This window comes from Pseudocitrobacter faecalis (genome assembly GCF_965231525.1).
In the GTDB taxonomy this organism is placed as follows: Bacteria; Pseudomonadota; Gammaproteobacteria; order Enterobacterales; family Enterobacteriaceae; genus Pseudocitrobacter; species Pseudocitrobacter faecalis.
This window is the reverse complement of the sequence record NZ_CBDDNJ010000002.1, coordinates 2,707,846-2,729,804: the sequence shown is the minus strand read 5'-3', so window position 1 is coordinate 2,729,804 and position 21,959 is coordinate 2,707,846. Positions and strand designations below refer to the sequence as shown.

Annotated in this window: 15 protein-coding genes; 10 read left to right on the top strand and 5 right to left on the bottom strand. The window is 53.7% G+C overall.

The annotated features are described in order from the left end of the window. Positions 1-88: 88 nt before the first annotated feature. Positions 89-1,057: a thioredoxin-disulfide reductase gene (gene trxB, locus ACOXYR_RS13635; protein WP_415729342.1), complete on the bottom strand. Its 969-nt coding sequence runs from the start codon at positions 1,055-1,057 to the stop codon at positions 89-91. 549 nt (positions 1,058-1,606) lie between these two features. Here trxB and lrp point away from each other — a divergent pair. The 9 genes from lrp (at position 1,607) to ACOXYR_RS13590 (ending at position 15,299) form a co-directional block, all read left to right on the top strand. Then, complete coding sequence (gene lrp, locus ACOXYR_RS13630) at positions 1,607-2,101, top strand: leucine-responsive transcriptional regulator Lrp (protein ID WP_000228469.1); 495 nt, start codon at positions 1,607-1,609, stop codon at positions 2,099-2,101. A gap of 120 nt (positions 2,102-2,221) precedes the next feature. After that, positions 2,222-6,265 carry a DNA translocase FtsK gene (ftsK, locus tag ACOXYR_RS13625; RefSeq protein ID WP_421355572.1) on the top strand — a complete coding sequence of 1,348 codons (4,044 nt, stop codon included), beginning with the start codon at positions 2,222-2,224 and terminating at the stop codon, positions 6,263-6,265. 121 nt (positions 6,266-6,386) lie between these two features. Beyond that, positions 6,387-6,998, top strand: coding sequence for an outer membrane lipoprotein periplasmic chaperone LolA (gene lolA, locus ACOXYR_RS13620; protein WP_108474600.1), 612 nt, complete (start codon positions 6,387-6,389; stop codon positions 6,996-6,998). Positions 6,999-7,007: 9 nt separating this feature from the next. Further along, a complete protein-coding gene (gene rarA, locus ACOXYR_RS13615) occupies positions 7,008-8,351 on the top strand; it encodes a replication-associated recombination protein RarA (protein ID WP_421355571.1) in 1,344 nt (447 codons plus the stop codon). Between the two features lie 92 nt (positions 8,352-8,443). Further along, positions 8,444-9,736, top strand: coding sequence for a serine--tRNA ligase (gene serS / locus ACOXYR_RS13610; RefSeq protein WP_113857371.1), 1,293 nt, complete (start codon positions 8,444-8,446; stop codon positions 9,734-9,736). A gap of 200 nt (positions 9,737-9,936) precedes the next feature. Further along, positions 9,937-12,381 (top strand): dimethylsulfoxide reductase subunit A, encoded by a 2,445-nt coding sequence (dmsA, locus tag ACOXYR_RS13605; RefSeq protein WP_421355570.1) that lies wholly within the window; start codon positions 9,937-9,939, stop codon positions 12,379-12,381. Positions 12,382-12,391: 10 nt separating this feature from the next. Beyond that, on the top strand, positions 12,392-13,009 hold the full coding sequence (dmsB, locus tag ACOXYR_RS13600; protein WP_015965110.1) for a dimethylsulfoxide reductase iron-sulfur subunit DmsB: 618 nt from the start codon (positions 12,392-12,394) through the stop codon (positions 13,007-13,009). Between the two features lies 1 nt (position 13,010). Then, positions 13,011-13,874: a dimethyl sulfoxide reductase anchor subunit family protein gene (locus tag ACOXYR_RS13595; protein ID WP_108474596.1), complete on the top strand. Its 864-nt coding sequence runs from the start codon at positions 13,011-13,013 to the stop codon at positions 13,872-13,874. A gap of 276 nt (positions 13,875-14,150) precedes the next feature. Continuing rightward, positions 14,151-15,299 (top strand): MFS transporter, encoded by a 1,149-nt coding sequence (locus ACOXYR_RS13590; protein WP_421355569.1) that lies wholly within the window; start codon positions 14,151-14,153, stop codon positions 15,297-15,299. Positions 15,300-15,350: 51 nt separating this feature from the next. On the opposite strand, the gene ACOXYR_RS13585 is transcribed toward ACOXYR_RS13590, so the two are convergent. Continuing rightward, a complete protein-coding gene (locus tag ACOXYR_RS13585; RefSeq protein ID WP_189623497.1) occupies positions 15,351-16,424 on the bottom strand; it encodes a linear amide C-N hydrolase in 1,074 nt (357 codons plus the stop codon). Positions 16,425-16,527: 103 nt separating this feature from the next. Here ACOXYR_RS13585 and ACOXYR_RS13580 point away from each other — a divergent pair, with 103 nt between their 5' ends. Further along, complete coding sequence (locus ACOXYR_RS13580; RefSeq protein WP_421355568.1) at positions 16,528-17,412, top strand: LysR family transcriptional regulator; 885 nt, start codon at positions 16,528-16,530, stop codon at positions 17,410-17,412. Positions 17,413-17,439: 27 nt separating this feature from the next. Here ACOXYR_RS13580 and pflA read toward each other — a convergent pair whose 3' ends face one another. The 3 genes from pflA to focA form a co-directional block, all read right to left on the bottom strand. Next, positions 17,440-18,180 (bottom strand): pyruvate formate lyase 1-activating protein, encoded by a 741-nt coding sequence (gene pflA / locus ACOXYR_RS13575; protein WP_108474592.1) that lies wholly within the window; start codon positions 18,178-18,180, stop codon positions 17,440-17,442. 207 nt (positions 18,181-18,387) lie between these two features. Next, positions 18,388-20,670, bottom strand: coding sequence for a formate C-acetyltransferase (gene pflB / locus ACOXYR_RS13570; RefSeq protein ID WP_015965104.1), 2,283 nt, complete (start codon positions 20,668-20,670; stop codon positions 18,388-18,390). 56 nt (positions 20,671-20,726) lie between these two features. Next, positions 20,727-21,584 (bottom strand): formate transporter FocA, encoded by an 858-nt coding sequence (focA, locus tag ACOXYR_RS13565; protein WP_146745466.1) that lies wholly within the window; start codon positions 21,582-21,584, stop codon positions 20,727-20,729. Positions 21,585-21,959 lie beyond the last annotated feature (375 nt).

The window sequence follows — 21,959 nt, the reverse complement described above, 5'->3', positions numbered from 1 at the left end:
AATTTTTAGGCACGGCAATGTTACATCGCGGCAAAAATAAAGGCGACTTATAGTCGCCTTATTTACCTTTGTTACTGACTTGTAAAGATTATTTACACGCGTCAGCTAAACCGTCGAGATAACGTTCTGCATCCAGCGCGGCCATACAACCGGTGCCGGCAGAGGTAATCGCCTGGCGGTAGATGTGGTCCATGACATCGCCCGCGGCGAATACGCCCGGGATGCTGGTCTGGGTAGCGTTACCGTGGATACCGGACTGTACTTTGATGTAGCCGTTTTCCAGCTCCAACTGACCTTCAAAGATAGCGGTATTGGGGCTGTGGCCGATGGCGACGAACAGACCCGCAACGTCCAGCGTTTCAATATTGTCGCTATTCTGCGTATCGCGCAGACGCAGGCCGCTCACGCCCATCTGATCGCCCGTCACTTCTTCGAGCGTACGATGCGTGTGCAGCACGATGTTGCCGCTTTCCACTTTATCCATCAGACGCTTGATCAGGATTTTTTCCGCACGGAAGCTGTCGCGACGGTGAATCAGGTGCACTTCAGCAGCGATGTTAGAGAGGTACAATGCCTCTTCCACCGCGGTGTTGCCCCCGCCGATAACCGCGACTTTCTGGTTGCGATAGAAGAATCCGTCGCAGGTCGCGCAGGCGGAAACGCCACGACCTTTGAACGCCTCTTCAGAAGGCAGACCCAGATAGCGAGCAGACGCCCCCGTAGCGATGATTAACGCATCGCAGGTGTATTCCCCATTGTCGCCAATCAGGCGGAACGGACGATTTTGTAAATCCACGCGGGTGATGTGATCGAACAAAATTTCAGTTTCGAACTTTGTCGCATGCTCGTGCATACGTTCCATCAGCAGCGGCCCGGTCAGGTCGTTTGGATCGCCAGGCCAGTTTTCCACTTCTGTGGTGGTGGTCAGCTGACCGCCTTTTTCCATACCGGTAATCAAAACCGGCTGCAGGTTTGCGCGTGCGGCGTAGACCGCTGCGGTGTATCCCGCAGGTCCTGAACCAAGGATAAGCAGCTTACTGTGTTTGGCCGTGCCCATGAGATCCCCATAATTGTTGGCAGACATTGGGCTGGATTGTAGGGAATTTGTTGACGTAAAAAAAGGGCAGAGCGATTTTGTTAACGATATGTGCAATAGCAAGAACCGATGAATTGATGATTTTTACGACAGGAAATATAACTATTCCTACTGTGAGTCGCCCAATTATAAGACGATTTGCTATCAATTTCGCCCCACTGATAATGAATATCCGGCATGTTGTACTAAAAAACGATGTTTTGCTTTGACAATCCCCTGTGCTTTTGCGAAAACATTCAAGGAAGAAGAAAAGCAGTGTTGGCAGTGTTACGAATTTTAATGCACTGAAACACCATTTTTACCCGGTTAGCTGAAATCTACGTATGGTGTGGACAGACACCATACGTGATGTCAGCGGCCGCTTTGCGGCACCGGGCTTCTCATACACGTACCCCTGGGTTATGCGCCGTCAGTGAATAGGCTGCGCGTGGACGACGGGTTCAGGCTCTGAACAGTGAAGTGCACAGGGTCAAGACAGGAGTAGGGAAGGAATACAGAGAGACAATAATAATGGTAGATAGTAAAAAGCGCCCCGGCAAAGATCTCGACCGCATCGATCGTAATATTCTGAATGAACTGCAAAAAGATGGGCGTATTTCCAACGTCGAGCTTTCAAAACGAGTAGGGCTTTCTCCGACGCCATGCCTTGAGCGTGTGCGCCGACTGGAACGTCAGGGCTTCATTCAGGGCTATACTGCACTGTTGAACCCGCATTATCTGGACGCTTCACTGCTGGTCTTTGTTGAGATTACTCTGAATCGCGGTGCGCCGGATGTGTTTGAACAATTTAACGCCGCCGTACAAAAACTTGAAGAAATTCAAGAGTGTCATCTGGTTTCAGGTGATTTCGACTACCTGTTGAAAACCCGCGTACCGGATATGTCGGCATACCGTAAACTCCTGGGCGAAACCCTGCTGCGCCTGCCTGGCGTAAACGACACCCGTACCTATGTTGTTATGGAAGAAGTGAAGCAGAGTAATCGTCTGGTAATTAAGACTCGCTAATACGGAACAGGTGCAAAATCAGCTCAGTTTGATTACACTCCTGTTAATCCATACAGCAACAGTGCCGGGGAGACCCGGCGCTGTTGTCCGTTTTAGCATTTGGCACCTGGAGAGCCTTTCTTGAGCCAGGAATATACAGAAGACAAAGAAGTCAAACTGACAAAACTGAGCAGTGGACGCCGACTCCTTGAGGCGTTACTCCTCTTATGTTCCCTTTTTGCCATCTGGTTGATGGCGGCACTACTGAGCTTCAATCCTTCCGATCCCAGTTGGTCGCAAACAGCCTGGCATGAACCTATCCATAATCTGTGCGGCGCATCGGGCGCATGGCTTGCTGATACGCTGTTCTTTATTTTCGGCGTCATGGCTTACACCATCCCGGTGATTATCGTCGGCGGTTGCTGGTTCGCCTGGCGACACCGCGCCAGCGATGAATACATCGATTACTTTGCGGTCTCGTTACGCCTGATTGGCGTGCTGGCGATGATCCTCACCGCCTGCGGTTTGGCCGCGATCAACGCCGATGATATCTGGTACTTTGCCTCCGGCGGCGTGATTGGCAGCCTGCTCAGCACCGCGCTGCAACCGATGCTGCACAGCAGCGGCGGCACCATTGCCCTGTTATGTATCTGGGCGGCGGGCTTAACGCTGTTCACCGGCTGGTCCTGGGTCAGCATTGCCGAAAAAATCGGTAGCTGGATCCTCAATATTCTCACCTTCGCCAGTAATCGTACGCGCCGGGATGACACCTGGGTGGATGAAGAAGAGTACGAAGATGACGAAGAGTATGAAGATGATGAGCCCGTAGCGAAGCGTGATTCCCGTCGGGCGCGTATTCTTCGTGGCGCGCTGGCGCGTCGTCAACGTATCGCTGAAAAATTCTCTAACCCAATGGGGCGCAAGACCGATGCGGCGCTTTTCTCGGGTAAACGCATGGATGACCCGGAAGAGGCGGTGCAGTACAGCGCCCGTGGCGTTCAGGCCGATCCTGATGATGTGCTGTTCTCCGGCAGTACTGCATTGCGTCCAGATACCGATGATGTGCTGTTTTCAGGTTCAAGCGCAGTGCGAAGCGAAAGCGATGAATACGATCCGCTGCTGAATGGCCATACCGTCACTGAACCGATTACCGCCGCGGCCGCCGCGACAACGGCGACACAAGCCTGGGCGGCTCCGGCTGATCCTGTGACGACAGCACCGAGCGCGCTTGATGGCGCAGCACAGCCAGGCGTCGAGTGGCAGACGGTTTCTGCCGCAAATCCGGTTGAACCTTCAATTGCGCCAGCGCCAGAAGGCTGGCCGCCTGCACAACCTCAGCCATATCAGGATGACCCGCTATTGCAGGGCTATCAACAGCCTCAGCCGTATGCCCAGGAACCGGTTTATCAGCAACCGCAGCAGTACCAGCCGTATGAACCAGAACCTGTGTATGCACAGCCGCAGCAATATGTGCCAGAGCCGGTCTATCAACAGCCTCAGCCATACGTGCAAGAGCCTGTTTACGAACAGCCGCAGCCGTATGCGCCGGAGCCAGCTTATGAGCAGCCTCAGCCATACGCGTCGGAACCGGTTTATCAACAGCCGCCGGTTGAGCCTGTCGCGCCTGAGCCGGTTGTAGAAGAAGAGCCGAAACCGCATCAGCGTCCACCGCTTTACTATTTCGAAGAAGTCGAAGAAAAACGTGCGCGCGAACGTGAACAGCTGGCGGCCTGGTATCAACCGATTCCGGAGCCTCTGGCCCCGGTTGAGCAGCACATTGCGCCAGCCGTTACGCCAGCGATAGATCCGACGCCTGCCGTCGCGCCTGTTGCTGCCAGCGTGCGTGAGGCTTCCTCCTCCGTTGCGGCAGCCGCCGCGACGGCAGCCGCTGCTGCACCGCTCTTTAGCCCGGTTGATGGCCCGCGTCCACAGGTCAAAGAAGGCATTGGCCCTAAACTGCCTCGCCCTAACCGCGTACGCGTGCCAACCCGTCGCGAGCTGGCGTCTTATGGGATAAAACTGCCTTCACAACGTATGGCGGAAGAGCGTGCTCGTGGCACGGAGCGCGGTCAGCACGATGTGGATGTCGACAACCTGACTGATGATGAAGCCGATGCGTTGCAACAGGATGCCTTAGCGCGTCAGTTTGCGGCGACGCAGCAGCAGCGTTACGGCAGCGATACACATATTGACAACGATGAAGACGACGCAGATGCTGCCGCCGAAGCGGAACTGGCACGCCAGTTTGCCGCCAGCCAGCAGTCGCGTTATGCCAGTGAACAGCCGGAAGGCGCGCATCCGTTCTCGCTGGATGACTTCGATTTTTCGCCGACCAAAGCACTGATTGATGACACCCCGAAAGCCCCGCTGTTTACGCCGAGCGTAGCGCCGGAGCCGCAGGTGCAACAGCCTCAGACACAGCAGCATTATCAGCAGCCACCGGTGCAACAACCGCCGCAGCATCAGCAGGCTTACCAGCCGCAGGTGCAGCAGCCACATTATCAGCAGCAGCCGGTACAGCAGCCGCCTGTGCAACAGCCGATGCCGCATCAGCAGGCGTACCCATCTCAGACGCAGCAACCGCAGCCGCAGGGTTATCAGCCCCAGGTGCAGCAGCCGCAACAGCCGGCTCCGCAGCCTAAAGAGAGCCTGATCCACCCGCTGTTGATGCGTAACGGCGACGATCGTCCGGCGCTTAAGCCGACCACGCCGCTGCCGTCATTAGATCTGCTGACGCCGCCGCCAACGGAAGTTGAGCCGGTGGATACCTTCGCGCTGGAACAAATGGCGCGTCTGGTCGAAGCGCGCCTGGCGGATTTCCGTATCAAGGCTGATGTGGTGAACTATTCTCCAGGCCCGGTCATCACGCGATTTGAGCTGAACCTGGCACCGGGTGTGAAAGCGGCGCGTATCTCTAACCTGTCGCGCGACCTGGCCCGTTCACTCTCGACTGTCGCTGTGCGCGTGGTGGAAGTGATCCCAGGTAAGCCGTACGTTGGCCTGGAACTGCCTAACAAAAAACGTCAAACCGTTTATCTGCGCGAAGTGCTCGACTGTGCACGTTTCCGCGATAATCCGTCTCCACTTTCTGTGGTGCTGGGTAAAGACATTGCCGGTGAACCGGTGGTGGCGGATCTGGCGAAAATGCCGCACCTGTTGGTTGCCGGTACGACGGGCTCTGGTAAGTCTGTCGGGGTGAACGCCATGATCCTCAGTATGCTTTACAAAGCGCAGCCTGAAGATGTGCGTTTCATTATGATCGACCCGAAAATGCTGGAGCTTTCCGTGTATGAAGGTATTCCGCATCTGTTAACGGAAGTGGTCACCGACATGAAAGACGCCGCCAATGCCCTGCGCTGGAGCGTCAATGAGATGGAACGTCGCTATAAGCTGATGTCGGCGTTGGGCGTGCGAAATCTTGCGGGCTACAACGAGAAAATCGCTGAGGCAAAACGTATGGGCCGCCCGATTCCGGATCCATACTGGAAACCGGGTGACAGCATGGATGCCACGCATCCGGTGCTGGAAAAACTGCCGTATATCGTGGTGCTGGTGGATGAATTTGCTGACCTGATGATGACGGTCGGTAAAAAAGTGGAAGAGCTTATCGCCCGTCTGGCGCAGAAAGCGCGTGCCGCGGGTATCCACCTGGTGCTGGCCACCCAGCGTCCGTCGGTTGATGTTATCACCGGCCTGATTAAAGCGAACATCCCGACGCGTATTGCGTTTACCGTGTCGAGTAAAATCGACTCCCGCACCATTCTCGACCAGGGCGGCGCGGAATCACTGCTGGGGATGGGTGATATGCTCTACTCCGGGCCGAACTCCAGCACGCCAGTGCGTGTTCATGGCGCGTTCGTGCGGGATGAAGAAGTGCACGCTGTGGTGCAGGACTGGAAAGCGCGTGGTCGCCCGCAATATATCGAGGGCATCACCTCTGACAGCGAAAGCGAAGGTGGCGGTGGCGGTATAGATGGCGGTGAAGAGCTGGATCCGTTATTCGATCAGGCGGTCAACTTTGTGACGCAAAAACGGAAAGCCTCGATCTCTGGCGTGCAGCGCCAGTTCCGCATCGGATATAACCGTGCGGCGCGCATCATCGAACAGATGGAAGCGCAGGGCATTGTCAGCGAGCAAGGGCACAACGGTAACCGCGAAGTGCTTGCGCCACCGCCGTTCGAGTGATCGTAAAACCAGGTAAAAAAGTCAAAATTCAGTATTTTCTTCTGTCGCCTCGCTGAGCTTAAGCCTAAAGTGAGCGACAGAAGCCTCCCCGTCGGGAGCATGATGCTATTAAGGATTAATGATGAAAAAGGCAGCAATCACGTGTGCATTACTTTCCAGCTTTGTTGTCAGTAGCGTCTGGGCAGATGCTGCCAGCGATCTGAAAAGCCGTCTGGATAAAGTGAGCAGTTTCCACGCGAGCTTTACCCAGAAAGTAACGGACGGTAGCGGCAACGCGGTACAGGATGGCCAGGGCGATCTGTGGGTGAAACGCCCGAATCTGTTTAACTGGCACATGACCCAGCCGGATGAAAGCATTCTGGTGTCTGATGGTAAAACCCTCTGGTTCTACAACCCGTTTGTGGAGCAGGTGACCGCTACGCGTCTGAGCGATGCGACAGGCAATACGCCGTTTATGCTGATTGCCCGTAACCAGTCCAGCGACTGGGCGCAGTACAACATCAAGCAGAGTGGTGATGACTTTATGCTGACGCCGAAAGGCAGCAACGGCAACCTGAAGCAGTTCACCATTAATGTTGGTCGCGATGGCACTATTCATCAGTTCAGCGCGATTGAGCAGGACGACCAGCGCAGCAGCTATCAGCTGAAATCGCAGCAAAACGGCGCGGTAGACGCGTCTAAGTTTACCTTTACGCCGCCAGCCGGGGTGACGGTGGACGATCAACGTAAGTAGAGGTAGGTCGTGAGCAACATGTCGCTCGACTTTTCAGATAATACCTTTCAACCTCTGGCCGCCCGTATGCGGCCAGAAAATTTAGCGCAGTACATCGGTCAGCAGCATCTGCTGGCCGCCGGGAAACCACTACCGCGCGCCATCGAAGCCGGGCATTTGCACTCAATGATCCTGTGGGGGCCGCCGGGCACCGGTAAAACGACACTTGCGGAAGTGATTGCGCGTTACGCCAGCGCCGATGTCGAACGCATCTCTGCGGTGACGTCCGGGGTGAAAGAGATCCGCGAAGCCATTGAACGCGCCCGGCAGAACCGTAACGCCGGTCGCCGCACCATTCTGTTTGTTGATGAAGTTCACCGTTTCAATAAAAGCCAGCAGGACGCCTTTCTGCCGCATATTGAAGACGGCACGATTACTTTTATTGGCGCGACCACCGAAAACCCCTCGTTTGAACTGAACTCGGCGCTGCTCTCCCGGGCGCGCGTCTATTTGCTGAAATCCCTCACTACCGAGGATATTGAGCAAGTTCTGTCTCAGGCGATGGAAGACCATGCGCGTGGTTACGGCGGCCAGGATATCGTTTTGCCGGATGATACCCGCCGGGCGATTGCCGAACTGGTGAACGGCGATGCGCGGCGCGCCCTGAATACGCTGGAAATGATGGCCGATATGGCCGAAGTGGATGATTCCGGCAAGCGCACGCTCAAACCTGAACTGTTAACCGAAATCGCCGGTGAGCGCAGCGCGCGCTTCGATAACAAAGGCGATCGTTTCTACGATTTAATCTCCGCACTGCATAAATCGGTGCGTGGCAGCGCGCCAGATGCTGCACTTTACTGGTATGCCCGTATCATCTCCGCCGGGGGCGACCCCTTGTATGTCGCGCGTCGTTGCCTTGCGATTGCTTCAGAAGATGTCGGCAACGCCGATCCGCGTGCGATGCAGGTCGCGATTTCCGCATGGGATTGCTTTACTCGCGTGGGCCCGGCGGAAGGTGAACGCGCGATTGCTCAGGCGATTGTGTATCTGGCCTGTGCCCCGAAAAGTAATGCCGTCTATACCGCTTTCAAAGCGGCAATGGCCGATGCGCGAGAACGCCCGGACTACGATGTGCCGGTTCACCTGCGTAATGCGCCGACCAAACTGATGAAAGAGATGGGCTATGGGCAGGAGTATCGCTATGCTCATGACGAACCCAACGCCTACGCCGCCGGTGAAGAGTACTTCCCGCAGGAAATGGCACAAACGCGCTATTATCGTCCAACTAACCGTGGCCTTGAAGGCAAGATTGGCGAAAAGCTCGCCTGGCTCGATGAACAGGATCAAAATAGCCGCACAAAACGCTACCGCTAGCGCAGGCGTTGCGGTAATGTTGGCAATGTATCTTTGCAACCGCAGGCTGCGGTTGCATTCCCTTTTTTCAATTCGATAAGCACAGGATAAGCATGCTCGATCCCAATCTGCTGCGTACCGAGCCAGACGCAGTCGCAGAAAAACTGGCACGCCGGGGCTTTAAGCTGGATGTAGATAAACTTCGCGCTCTTGAAGAGCGTCGTAAAGTGCTGCAGGTAGAAACCGAAAACCTGCAGGCAGAGCGCAACTCGCGATCGAAATCCATTGGCCAGGCGAAAGCGCGCGGGGAAGATATCGAGCCATTACGCCTGGAAGTAAACAAACTCGGTGAGCAGCTTGATGCCGCGAAATCTGAGCTGGATGTGCTGCTGGCGGAAATCCGCGATATCGCACTGACCATCCCGAACATTCCGCACGACGATGTGCCGGTCGGTAAAGACGAAAACGACAACGTTGAAGTCAGCCGCTGGGGTACACCGCGTGAGTTCGATTTCGAAGTCCGCGACCACGTGACGCTGGGCGAAATGCACAGCGGTCTTGATTTCGCGGCGGCAGTGAAACTGACCGGTTCCCGCTTTGTGGTGATGAAAGGCCAGATCGCGCGCATGCACCGTGCGCTGTCTCAGTTCATGCTGGATCTGCACACCGAACAGCACGGCTATAGCGAAAACTATGTGCCGTATCTGGTAAACCAGGACACGCTGTACGGTACCGGGCAGTTGCCGAAATTTGCCGGTGACCTGTTCCATACGCGTCCGCTGGAAGAAGAAGCTGACAGCAGCAACTATGCGTTGATTCCAACGGCGGAAGTGCCGCTGACCAACCTGGTGCGCGATGAAATCATCGACGAAGATGACCTGCCGATCAAAATGACCGCGCATACGCCATGCTTCCGCTCTGAAGCGGGTTCTTATGGTCGTGATACCCGTGGTCTCATCCGTATGCACCAGTTCGACAAAGTTGAGATGGTGCAGATTGTTCGCCCGGAAGACTCCATGGCGGCGCTGGAAGAGATGACCGGTCATGCAGAAAAAGTTCTGCAGTTGCTCGGTCTGCCATACCGCAAAATCATTCTGTGCACGGGTGATATGGGCTTCGGTGCCTGCAAAACCTATGACCTGGAAGTGTGGGTGCCGGCGCAGAATACTTACCGCGAGATCTCTTCCTGTTCTAACGTCTGGGATTTCCAGGCGCGTCGTATGCAGGCGCGTTGCCGTAGCAAATCTGACAAGAAAACCCGTCTGGTGCACACCCTGAATGGCTCCGGCCTGGCAGTAGGTCGTACGCTGGTGGCAGTGCTGGAAAACTACCAGCAGGCCGATGGTCGTATCGAGGTGCCGGAAGTTCTGCGCCCGTATATGAACGGCCTGGAATATATCGGTTAATTCACCTTTCTTATGTAAAAAGCGCCTGCGGGCGCTTTTTTTGTGCCCATCATTGATACTGAGCAATACCTTAACCATTCAAAAGAGAAATACTCCCTTCGAAGTAACCCGCAGCAGATAAAACTAAAAAATAAAAATTTCGCTATATCTATAACTATATAGCGGTATTGTTTTCAATGTGAGCAACGAAGTGAGTATTCATGAAAATTAAGACCCCCGATGCCATTCTGGCAGCCGAGGTCAGCCGTCGCGGTTTGATGAAAACCTCGGCAATTGGCGGCCTGGCGATGGCCAGCAGTGCCTTCACGCTCCCGTTTAGCCGTATGGTAAGCGCTGCTGATGCGCTAGCCCCGGCTACTGCCGCCGAGCGTCTCACCTGGAGCGCGTGTACCGTAAACTGTGGCAGTCGCTGCCCGCTGCGCATGCACGTTGTGGATGGTGAAATCAAATACGTCGAAACCGACAATACCGGTGATGATAACTACGATGGCTTGCATCAGGTTCGCGCCTGCCTGCGCGGGCGTTCTATGCGTCGCCGCGTCTACAACCCAGACCGCCTGAAATACCCGATGAAACGCGTGGGCAAACGCGGTGAAGGGAAATTTGAGCGCATCAGTTGGGAGGAGGCGTTCGATACCATCGCCACCAACATGCAGCGCCTGATCAAAGAGTACGGTAACGAATCTATCTATCTCAACTACGGTACCGGTACGCTGGGTGGTACCATGACGCGCTCTTGGCCGCCGGGAAATACCCTGGTTGCCCGTCTGATGAACTGCTGTGGCGGTTATCTGAACCATTACGGTGACTACTCGTCCGCACAGATTGCGGAAGGTCTCAACTATACCTACGGCGGTTGGGCCGACGGTAATAGCCCGTCTGATATCGAAAACAGCCAGCTGGTCGTGCTGTTTGGTAACAACCCTGGCGAAACGCGTATGAGCGGTGGCGGGGTGACCTATTATCTTGAGCAGGCACGGCAGAAATCGAATGCACGGATGATCATTATCGATCCGCGCTATACCGACACCGGCGCCGGGCGTGAAGATGAATGGATCCCGATTCGTCCGGGAACCGATGGCGCTTTGGTATCTGCACTGGCGTGGGTGATGATCACCGAGAATCTGGTCGATCAGCCGTTCCTCGATAAATACTGCGTCGGTTATGACGAGAAGACGCTGCCAGCGGGCGCGCCAGCCAATGGTCACTATAAAGCCTATATTCTCGGCGAAGGCAACGACGGTGTGGCGAAAACGCCGGCGTGGGCGTCGGCTATCACCGGTATCCCGGTCGATCGCATTGTGAAGCTGGCGCGTGAAATCGCGACCGCTAAACCGGCGTTTATCTCTCAAGGCTGGGGCCCGCAGCGTCATGCGAACGGCGAAATTGCTACCCGTGCGATCTCCATGCTCTCTATCCTGACCGGAAACGTCGGTATTCACGGCGGTAACAGCGGTGCGCGCGAAGGTTCTTACTCTTTACCGTTCGTGCGGATGCCGACCCTGGAGAACCCGATTCAGACCAGCATTTCCATGTTTATGTGGACCGATGCAATCGAACGCGGCCCTGAAATGACGGCGCTGCGCGATGGTGTGCGCGGGAAAGATAAACTCGATGTGCCGATCAAAATGATCTGGAACTATGCGGGCAACTGTATTATCAACCAGCATTCAGAGATCAACCGTACCCACGAGATCCTACAGGATGATAAGAAGTGCGAGCTGATTGTGGTCATCGACTGCCATATGACCTCGTCCGCGAAATACGCCGACATCATCCTGCCGGACTGCACCGCGTCTGAGCAAATGGACTTCGCGCTGGATGCGTCCTGCGGCAATATGTCGTACGTCATCTTTGCTGATCAGGCGATTAAACCGCGCTTCGAGTGCAAAACCATCTACGAGATGACCACAGAGCTTGCCAGGCGTATGGGCGTTGAGCAGCAGTTCACCGAAGGTCGCAGCCAGGAAGAGTGGATGCGTCATCTGTATGAACAGTCGCGCAAAGCCATCCCTGAACTGCCGGACTTCGACACCTTCCGTAAGCAGGGGATTTTCAAAAAGCGCGATCCGCAAGGACATCACGTGGCGTACAAAGCCTTCCGTGAGGATCCACAGGCCAACCCGCTGACCACGCCGTCAGGCAAAATCGAAATTTATTCTCAGGAACTGGCGAAAATCGCCGCAACCTGGGAACTGACGGAAGGCGATGTTATCGATCCGCTGCCGATCTACACCCCAGGATTTGAAAACTATAACGATCCGCTGACGGAAAAATTCCCGTTGCAGCTGACCGGTTTCCACTATAAATCCCGCGTTCACTCTACCTATGGCAACGTTGACGTGCTGAAAGCGGCCTGCCGTCAGGAGATGTGGATCAACCCGCTGGATGCGAAGAAACGCGGTATCGCCAACGGCGACCGGGTGCGCATCTTTAACGATCGAGGCGAAGTACATATCGAGGCGAAAGTTACGCCGCGTATGATGCCGGGCGTTGTCGCCCTGGGCGAAGGGGCATGGTATGACCCGGATGCTAAACGTGTCGATCAGGCGGGCTGCATCAACGTTCTGACAACGCAGCGTCCATCGCCGCTGGCGAAGGGAAACCCGTCACACACAAATCTCGTTCAGGTTGAAAGGGTGTAAGGAGTAATCGATGACAACCCAATATGGTTTTTATATTGATTCGAGTCGTTGCACCGGCTGCAAAACCTGCGAGCTGGCGTGTAAAGACTACAAAGATTTAGGCCCGGACGTCAGCTTCCGTCGTATCTACGAATACGCGGGCGGTGACTGGCAGGAAGACAACGGCGTCTGGCATCAGAACGTCTTTGCTTACTATCTTTCTATTTCGTGCAACCACTGCGAAGATCCGGCCTGTACCAAGGTTTGTCCGAGCGGCGCGATGCACAAACGCGAAGATGGTTTTGTGGTCGTCGATGAAGATGTCTGCATCGGCTGTCGCTATTGCCACATGGCCTGCCCGTACGGCGCGCCGCAGTACAATGCGGCGAAAGGGCACATGACGAAGTGCGATGGCTGTCACGATCGCGTGGCGGATGGTAAAAAACCTATCTGCGTGGAATCCTGCCCGCTGCGTGCGCTCGATTTCGGCCCGATTGACGAGTTGCGCAAAAAACACGGTAATCTTGCCGCCGTTGCGCCGCTGCCGTCTGCGCACTTTACCAAACCAAGCATCGTCATTAAGCCGAATGCCAACAGTCGCCCAACCGGCGACACCACTGGCTATTTAGCCAATCCGAAGGAGGTGTGAGATGGGAAGTGGATGGCATGAATGGCCGCTCATGATCTTTACAGTCTTTGGGCAATGCGTGGTGGGCGCGTTTATCGTGCTGGCAGTGGCGCTGCTGAAGGGGGATTTACGTCCGAACGCGCAACAACGTGTGGTAACCGGGATGCTTGCACTGTGGGTGCTGATGGGCATTGCGTTCATTGCCTCAACGCTTCACCTGGGCTCGCCGTTTCGCGCGTTCAACTCGCTTAACCGCGTGGGCTCCTCGGCGCTGAGTAATGAAATTGCCAGTGGCGCAATCTTCTTTGCAGTCGGCGGCCTTGGCTGGCTGCTGGCGATGGTGAAAAAACTGTCGCCGGCGCTGCGTGGGCTGTGGCTGATTGTGACCGCCGTCCTGGGTGTGGTATTCGTCTGGATGATGGTACGTGTGTACAACAGCATTGATACGGTGCCGACCTGGTACAGTGTCTGGACGCCGATGAGCTTCTTCCTGACGCTGTTCATTGGCGGCCCGCTGCTGGGCTACCTGCTGCTGCGCGCAGCCGATGTCACCGGTTGGGCGATGCGTCTGCTGCCTGCCGTTAGCATTGTTGCGCTGGTGGTGAGCGTGGTGGTTGCGCTGATGCAGGGCGCGGAACTGGCGACGATCCATAGCTCCATTCAACAGGCATCCGCACTGGTGCCTGATTACGGCTCGCTGATGGCCTGGCGTGTGGTGCTGATTGCTCTGGCGCTGGTGTGCTGGGTTGCGCCGCAGCTGAAAGGGTATCAACCCGCGCTGCCGCTGCTGAGCATCGCCGTCGTGCTGGTCATTGCGGGCGAACTGATTGGCCGTGGCGTTTTTTATGGTCTGCATATGACTGTCGGCATGGCGATTGCCAGTTAAGTTATTGTGTGTATGAAAAAAGCCAGGCATCGCGTCCTGGCTTTTTAATGCTTTTTTATCATGAAATTTTTCGACCAATCGTTCCGGGTTGTTCCGGTAATAAACGAATAAAAACAATGAAATGATTGTTGGTGTGAATTTATTTCCGCTTCGCTGGATAAGAAACATCAATCGTCGCCCCATATTCCCCGCAGCCCCCGTCAGCCGGGCGATTGACTTTAATTATGGCCGTGGCATGATGCGCTCGAAATCTGATCATCCTCACGGTTTTTACCCATGAACACCTATACTCGCCCGGTGCAGCTGTTGCTCTGTGGCTTACTTTTGTTGACTCTGGCGATTGCGGTATTAAATACGCTCGTCCCGCTTTGGCTCGCCCGCGAAAACTTGCCCACCTGGCAGGTCGGGATGGTCGGCTCCTCCTATTTCACCGGTAACCTGGTGGGGACATTGCTGACCGGGCACTTGATTAAGCGCATGGGATTTAACCGTAGCTACTACATTGCTTCCGCGATTTTTGCCGTGGGCTGCGTCGGCTTAGGTGTAATGGTCGGATTCTGGAGCTGGATGTTCTGGCGTTTTATTGCGGGCGTTGGCTGCGCGATGATTTGGGTTGTCGTGGAAAGCGCGCTGATGTCCAGCGGTACGTCGCGTAATCGCGGGCGTTTGCTGGCGGCGTACATGATGGTCTATTACGTGGGGACGGTGCTCGGCCAGTTGATGGTCAGCAAGCTGCCAACCGATCTGTTGACCGTGTTACCGGTGATGACGGGCCTCGTACTGGCAGCCATTCTGCCGATGCTATTTGCGCGCATCAATAACCAGCAGGATGAAACGCATGTTTCAACCCGCGTGTGGTCGATGTTCACATTGCGCCAGGCGCGCCTTGGCGTAAATGGCTGCATTATCTCCGGGATTGTACTGGGGTCGCTTTACGGTCTGATGCCGCTCTATCTGAATCACCAGGGGGTGAGCGATTCCGGTATCGGTTTCTGGATGGCAGTGATGGTTAGTGCAGGCATCGTGGGGCAGTGGCCGGTGGGTCGCCTGGCGGATCGCTATGGCCGTCTGTTAGTCCTGCGTGTACAGGTCTTCGTGGTGATCCTCGGATGCCTTGCTATGCTCAGCAACGCGGCTATGGCCCCTGCGTTATTTGTCCTCGGCGCTTCCGGCTTTACGTTATACCCGGTGGCAATGGCCTGGGCCTGTGAAAAAGTGGAACATCATCAACTGGTGTCAATGAACCAGGCGTTGCTGCTGAGCTATACCATCGGTAGCCTGCTCGGCCCAACGCTGACCGCAATGCTGATGCAGAATTATTCCGACAACCTGCTGTTCGTGATGATTGCCTGCGTATCGTTTGTCTATTTGCTGATGCTGCTGCGCAAAGCCGGGCATCATCCAACGCCAGTGGCGCATGCCTGACCCGTACTTCAAGTAAAAGCCCGATAATTCAAATCTTATCGGGCTTGACGATTATTTTGCCTGCGCCAGGATATTCCCTTCCCAGCCTTTCTGCGCATAGTCGTTGAGGCCGCTGATGGTTTTCACCGGCTGGCCAGCGCTAAAGTTGATTTGTTTTAAATCCACCCACACCTGCGAGGCGGCAAAGGTCGATTTAAAATGATATTCCTGATGCGACAGGTCAGATATTGTCGTCCAGTAGGTACCAATACCTTTATTGTTCTCGGGCTTCTTACTGTATTTCGCATACATGTCGGTGACTTTCTGTTCATCGCTTTCTGCCGGAATACCGATGGGGTAAGCCACATTGTTAACCACCGACAGCACAAATCCCTGGGCCTGATTCTTGTTATCCGGTTTTGGCAGATTCTGTAAGTTCCAGCTGGCGCGTACCAGTCGCTGGTCGGCATCAAGCCCGGTTGGGATCGCGTCACGTTTCGCGTGGCTGAAACGCGCGAGATTTGCTAACTGTTTATCGTAAGAAGGCGGGTTGGTCATCACGCGGTAGTTTTTATCGTGATAGATATTCACTTTGCCGTTATCGATTTCAATGATGGCAGAGTCACCGCTCTTATCTTCGATCGCGATATGTTTAGTATCGGTCGCGTAATCCACCGGCAGTTTAGCCGCCGCCAGACGCACGTTATGGCGAATACCTTCGACGGCGTCGTTAACAGTGGCATAGTTATCCAGGATATAGCTTAACCACGCCCGGCTTTCGAGCACGGGTTTATCCTGGTTATCCTGTTGTACCTGCGAGCCATTCATATAAAACAACGTATGCCCCGCCAGCCCGGCTTCATTCATACCATCCATCGGAAAGACGCCATCCGCATAGACCACAACGCTGCCATAACGGGTGGTCCAGTGTGCCGCTTTAGCGCTGTCTCCGCCATTATGGGCGATGCCTTTTGGGGTGATCACCAGTGACGGGTCGACAGGGCCAAAGAAATCCAGATTGCGGGCGGTGACCATATAGCCCGGAAACATGTTCATAAACGCGCGGGTACAGGCATCGGCGCTGACGCTGACCCCCGCAGTGAGTACCAGACCTAATGCGACGGCGGAGATTTTTTGATTCTTCATTTTTCTTCCTCAGTTAAGTTCACCCGTCTATGTTAGGGTTAATATACTCAGCGCAATAAATCACTTAGCGGGGGAATATCCCCCGCAGATGGAGAGAAGACCTATGGAGCCGATTAATTTTTCTCTGGCGCAAATTGAAGCGTTTGCCTGCGTTTGTGAGTGCGGAACCCTGACTCAGGCGGCCAAAAAGCTGAAGAAGGACAGGACGACGGTAAGTCAGCTTATTGATTATCTTGAAATAGACTTAGGTTATATTCTGTTTGATCGCGCAAAACGACCGCTTGAACTCACTGATTACGGTAAGCGTCTGTATCGCCAGGCTCGACTGTTTTTACATGAGGCGCAGGCCTTTTCGCAGGTCGCTAAGCAACTGCCCGATCAGCTAAAGACGCAGTTGACGCTGTGCTATGACCCTTTCACGCCGCGTGATTTTTTACTTAGTCTGGCAAGTACCCTCGCGCAGCAACATATTTCGCTGGATTTGCTGATGTGTGAACGTGAACAGGCGGAGCGGTGGCTGGATGACGGGAAGGTGGATATGGGGATCTACCAGGCGCTGAATCGTTCGGTTAACGATCATCTTAAGTGGCGGGCCGTGGGTGCTATATCGCTATCCGTCTGGGCGTGTAAAGGCTTTTTCCCGGTCTCGCCGGTGTCGATGTTGCATCTTGCCGCCAGCCCGCAGTTGGTGCCTTTTTGTATGCTGCAGGATGCGCTGGCACAGCGTATTCAAATCGCCGACCGTATCATTCGCGTTAATGAAATCGCGCTGTTAGAAAAGCGGTTGTCCGCCGGTGACGGCTGGGCGTTTTTACCACGTCATTTCGGCGTGGGCGAGTGGGAGAACGTCGAACGTCAGGAGACCGAGGCGGGGGATCAAGGGTTAACGCATCCGGTGGTCGCGCTGTGGAAGCCCGGGCAAATACAACCCCATCAACTGGGGCAGGTTCTGAATGCGATTGATATGACGTGGAGAGAAGACGCGTGACTCCGGATGAGAGCCACGCTAAAGGCTTTAGTACATTACCTTATGACCATACTGTTCCAGAATGCCTTTGACGCGTTCCATGGTCTCTTTTTTCGGTGGATGGACGCCATCCAGTTTGTACTCTTCACCCATCGCCACCCATTTATGTTTACCCAGTTCGTGATATGGCAGCAACTCGATTTTCTCGACGTTGCCCATGTCGCGGGTAAATTCGCCCAGGCGGTGCGCAGAATCGTCATCATCTGACCAGCCAGGAACCACAACATAGCGGATCCAGACTTTTACTTCTTTTTTTGACAGGTATTGAGCGAATTCCAGTGTGCGATGGTTCGACACGCCGACCAGATTCTGGTGAATCTCGTCGTTCATCTGTTTGAGATCGAGCATCACCAGATCGGTAACGTCCAACAGTTCATCAATGACCGGATCGTAACGACGCACAAAACCGTTGGTATCAAGGCAGGTGTGGATGCCTTCTTTTTTACAGGCGCGGAACCAGTCACGCACGAACTCAGCCTGAAGAATGGCTTCGCCACCGGATGCGGTCACACCGCCGCCGGACGCGTTCATGAAGTGACGGTAGGTCACAACTTCTTTCATCAGTTCTTCAACGGTGACCTCTTTGCCGCCGTGGGTATCCCACGTATCACGGTTATGGCAATAGAGGCAGCGCATCAGACAGCCCTGGAAGAAGGTAATAAAACGGATACCTGGGCCATCAACGGTGCCACAGGATTCAAAGGAGTGAATGCGACCAGTTACAGACATTGCAGTGTTATCTCCAGTTTTTCCCCGCGTCCGGCAGGGGTGACGATCATGACTTCAGGCCGTCTCGAGTTTATTTTGCACGTTAATTTCATTATAGAGATTAACCCGCAAAACAGGCTCGGGGAGAGTGGGGGACTTATAAGAAAGGCCCCACTTGCGTGGAGCCTTTATTGTACGCTTTTTAAATCGCGATTTCAGTCAAATCCATTACATGGACTGAGTGAAGGTACGAGTAATAACGTCCTGCTGCTGTTCTTTAGTCAGGGAGTTAAAACGTACTGCGTAGCCAGATACGCGGATGGTCAGCTGCGGATATTTTTCCGGATGTTCCATCGCGTCGAGCAGCATTTCGCGGTTCATAACGTTAACGTTCAGGTGCTGACCGCCTTCGATAGACGCTTCATGGTGGAAGTAACCATCCATCAGGCCTGCCAGGTTGGTTTTACGAACGTCGTCGTCTTTACCCAGTGCGTTTGGAACGATAGAGAAGGTGTAAGAGATACCATCTTTAGCGTAAGCAAACGGCAGTTTTGCTACGGAGGTCAGAGAGGCAACAGCACCTTTCTGGTCACGGCCGTGCATCGGGTTAGCACCTGGTCCGAACGGAGCGCCTGCGCGACGACCGTCTGGGGTGTTACCGGTTTTCTTACCATACACAACGTTGGAAGTGATGGTCAGAACGGACTGAGTCGGGATAGCGTTGCGGTAAGTAGTCAGTTTCTGAATTTTTTTCATGAAACGTTCTACCAGGTCAACAGCCATGTCATCGACGCGAGCATCGTTGTTACCAAACTGCGGGTATTCGCCTTCGATTTCGAAGTCGATAGCCAGACCGTCTTCGTCACGAATCGGTTTAACTTTCGCATATTTGATCGCAGACAGGGAGTCAGCCGCTACGGACAGACCCGCGATACCGCAAGCCATGGTACGGATAACGTCACGGTCGTGCAGCGCCATCAGAGAAGCTTCGTAGCTGTATTTGTCATGCATGTAGTGGATGACGTTCAGTGCGGTGACGTACTGTTTAGCCAGCCAATCCATGAAGTGATCCATACGATCGATAACTTCGTCGTAGTTCAGCACATCGCCTTTGATTGGTTCAGATTTAGGACCAACCTGCATTTTCAGTTTTTCATCAACGCCGCCGTTGATTGCGTACAGCATGGTTTTCGCCAGGTTAGCACGCGCACCGAAGAACTGCATTTGTTTACCAACGATCATCGGGCTTACGCAGCAAGCGATAGCATAGTCATCGTTGTTGAAGTCTGGACGCATCAGATCGTCATTCTCATACTGCAGAGAAGAGGTATCGATGGACACTTTCGCAGCGAATTTTTTGAACGCCAGCGGCAGTTTTTCAGACCACAGGATAGTGATGTTCGGTTCCGGAGACGGGCCCATGGTGTACAGGGTGTTCAGGAAACGGAAGCTGTTTTTGGTAACCAGAGTACGGCCATCAACGCCCATACCACCGACGGATTCAGTTGCCCAAATCGGGTCACCGGAGAACAGTTCATCATATTCAGGAGTACGCAGGAAGCGAACCATACGCAGTTTCATGACCAGGTGGTCAATCATTTCCTGAGCTTCTTGTTCAGTGATTTTGCCTGCTTTCAGGTCACGTTCGATGTAGATATCCAGGAAGCTGGAGGTACGACCGAAGGACATTGCAGCGCCGTTCTGAGATTTAACAGCAGCCAGGTAGCCGAAGTAAGTCCACTGAATCGCTTCCTGAGCGTTAGTCGCCGGACCAGAGATGTCGTAGCCATATTTAGCTGCCATCTCTTTGATCTGACCCAGCGCACGGTGCTGTTCGGAGATTTCTTCACGCAGACGAATAGTCGCTTCCAGGTTCACACCGTTTTCCAGGTCAGACTGGAGAGAGGTGAACTGAGCGAATTTGTCTTTCATCAGGAAGTCGATACCGTAAACGGCGATACGACGATAGTCACCGATGATACGACCACGACCGTATGCATCCGGCAGACCGGTCAGGACGCCAGATTTACGGCAACGCAGGATGTCCGGAGTATAAACGTCGAACACGCCCTGGTTGTGAGTTTTACGGTACTCGGTGAAGATTTTTTTGATCATCGGGTCCAGTTCGCGGTTGTACGCTTTGCAGGAACCTTCGATCATTTTGATGCCGCCAAACGGAATCAGCGCGCGTTTCAGCGGAGCTTCAGTCTGCAGGCCAACGATTTTTTCCAGCGACTTGTTGATGTAGCCCGCGTCGTGGGAGGTGATGGTAGAAGCAACAGCAGTGTCGAAATCAACAGGCGCGTGAGTGCGGTTTTCCTGTTTAACACCTTCCATTACTTTGTCCCACAGCTCGGTAGTTGCTTTAGTAGCACCTGCCAGGAAGGACTCGTCACCCTCGTATGGAGTGTAGTTTTTCTGGATGAAGTCACGTAAGTTGACTTCATTCTGCCAGTCACCTTTAGTAAAACCTTCCCAGGCTGTGGCTAACTTTTCATTAAGCTCGGACATGTAACACCTACCTTCTTATGTGGATTTTTTATTTACTGCCTGACACAACGCTCACTTTAGTGATGGTCGCCTTCACGCAGGTAAATGACCCAGTATGTCAGCCCAACTAACAGGCCTCCGCCAATGATATTCCCGATAGTCACCGGAATGAGGTTATCAGTGATGAAGTTCATGATAGTCAGGTGAGAAAAACTATCCGGCGTTGAACCTACTGCGGTCCAAAACTCCGGGCTTGCAAAGTTGCGAATCACAATCCCCATCGGGATCATAAACATGTTTGCAATACTGTGCTCAAAGCCGCTGGCGACGAACATGGCAACCGGAAGAACCATAATCATGGCTTTATCCATCAGGCTGCGGCCAGAGTAGCTCATCCAGACAGCCAGACAAACCATCAGGTTCGCCAGGATGCCGAGGGCAACGGCTTCGATAAATGTGTGGTGCATTTTGTGGTCAGCGGTTTGCAGGACATTCAAGCCCCAGCCACCGTTAGCGGTCATATATTCGCCGGAGAGCCACATTAGCAGAACAAAGAGCAGACATCCTACCAGGTTACCAACATAGACGTTCAACCAGTTTTTCGCCAGTTGACCCCATGTGATTCGACCACTGGCTTTCGCGACAACGATAAGTACCGTGGAAGTGAAGAGGTCGGCCCCGCAAATGACGCAGAGAATCAAGCCCAGTGAGAAGCAGATACCCCCAATCAGTTTCGCGACGCCAAAAGGCATACCCGCGGTTCCTGTGGTGGCAGTAATGTAGAAAACAAAAGCAATCGAGATAAACACGCCCGCAGTTATCGCCAGATAAAAGGTTTTCAGCGGATGCTTCGTTGCTTTATAGACACCTGCTTCTTCGGCAACTTTGGCCATAGCAGCAGGAACAAGTAGATCAAAAGGGTTGTCAGCTTTCACACTAACTCTCTCTTTATTAAGTCGGCGACGAGATACTAACAAAGCATTATAGATGAGAATTTGATGTAGATCATATCTCGCCTGGCTTATAGGCCCGCAAATCGAATGGTTTTTCGTCGAATGCGGCATAACTTTTTGATTATCAAAATAAAAATAAATTTTAAAGTTTGCAAAATCAGTTGATTTTTTTCGTCAGCCTCCCGTTTTGCCAGTTAATTAAAATGGAGTAATGATCATTTAAATTAACATTATTGGTAAGCTACCAATAATAGTGTTTACTTGTACGTAACGTAATTATCACAAATAAATTAACGTCTTTTTAAAAATAAAAAAAAGGGCCGTTAAACGGCCCCATAATATAGCGTAGAGTAATCT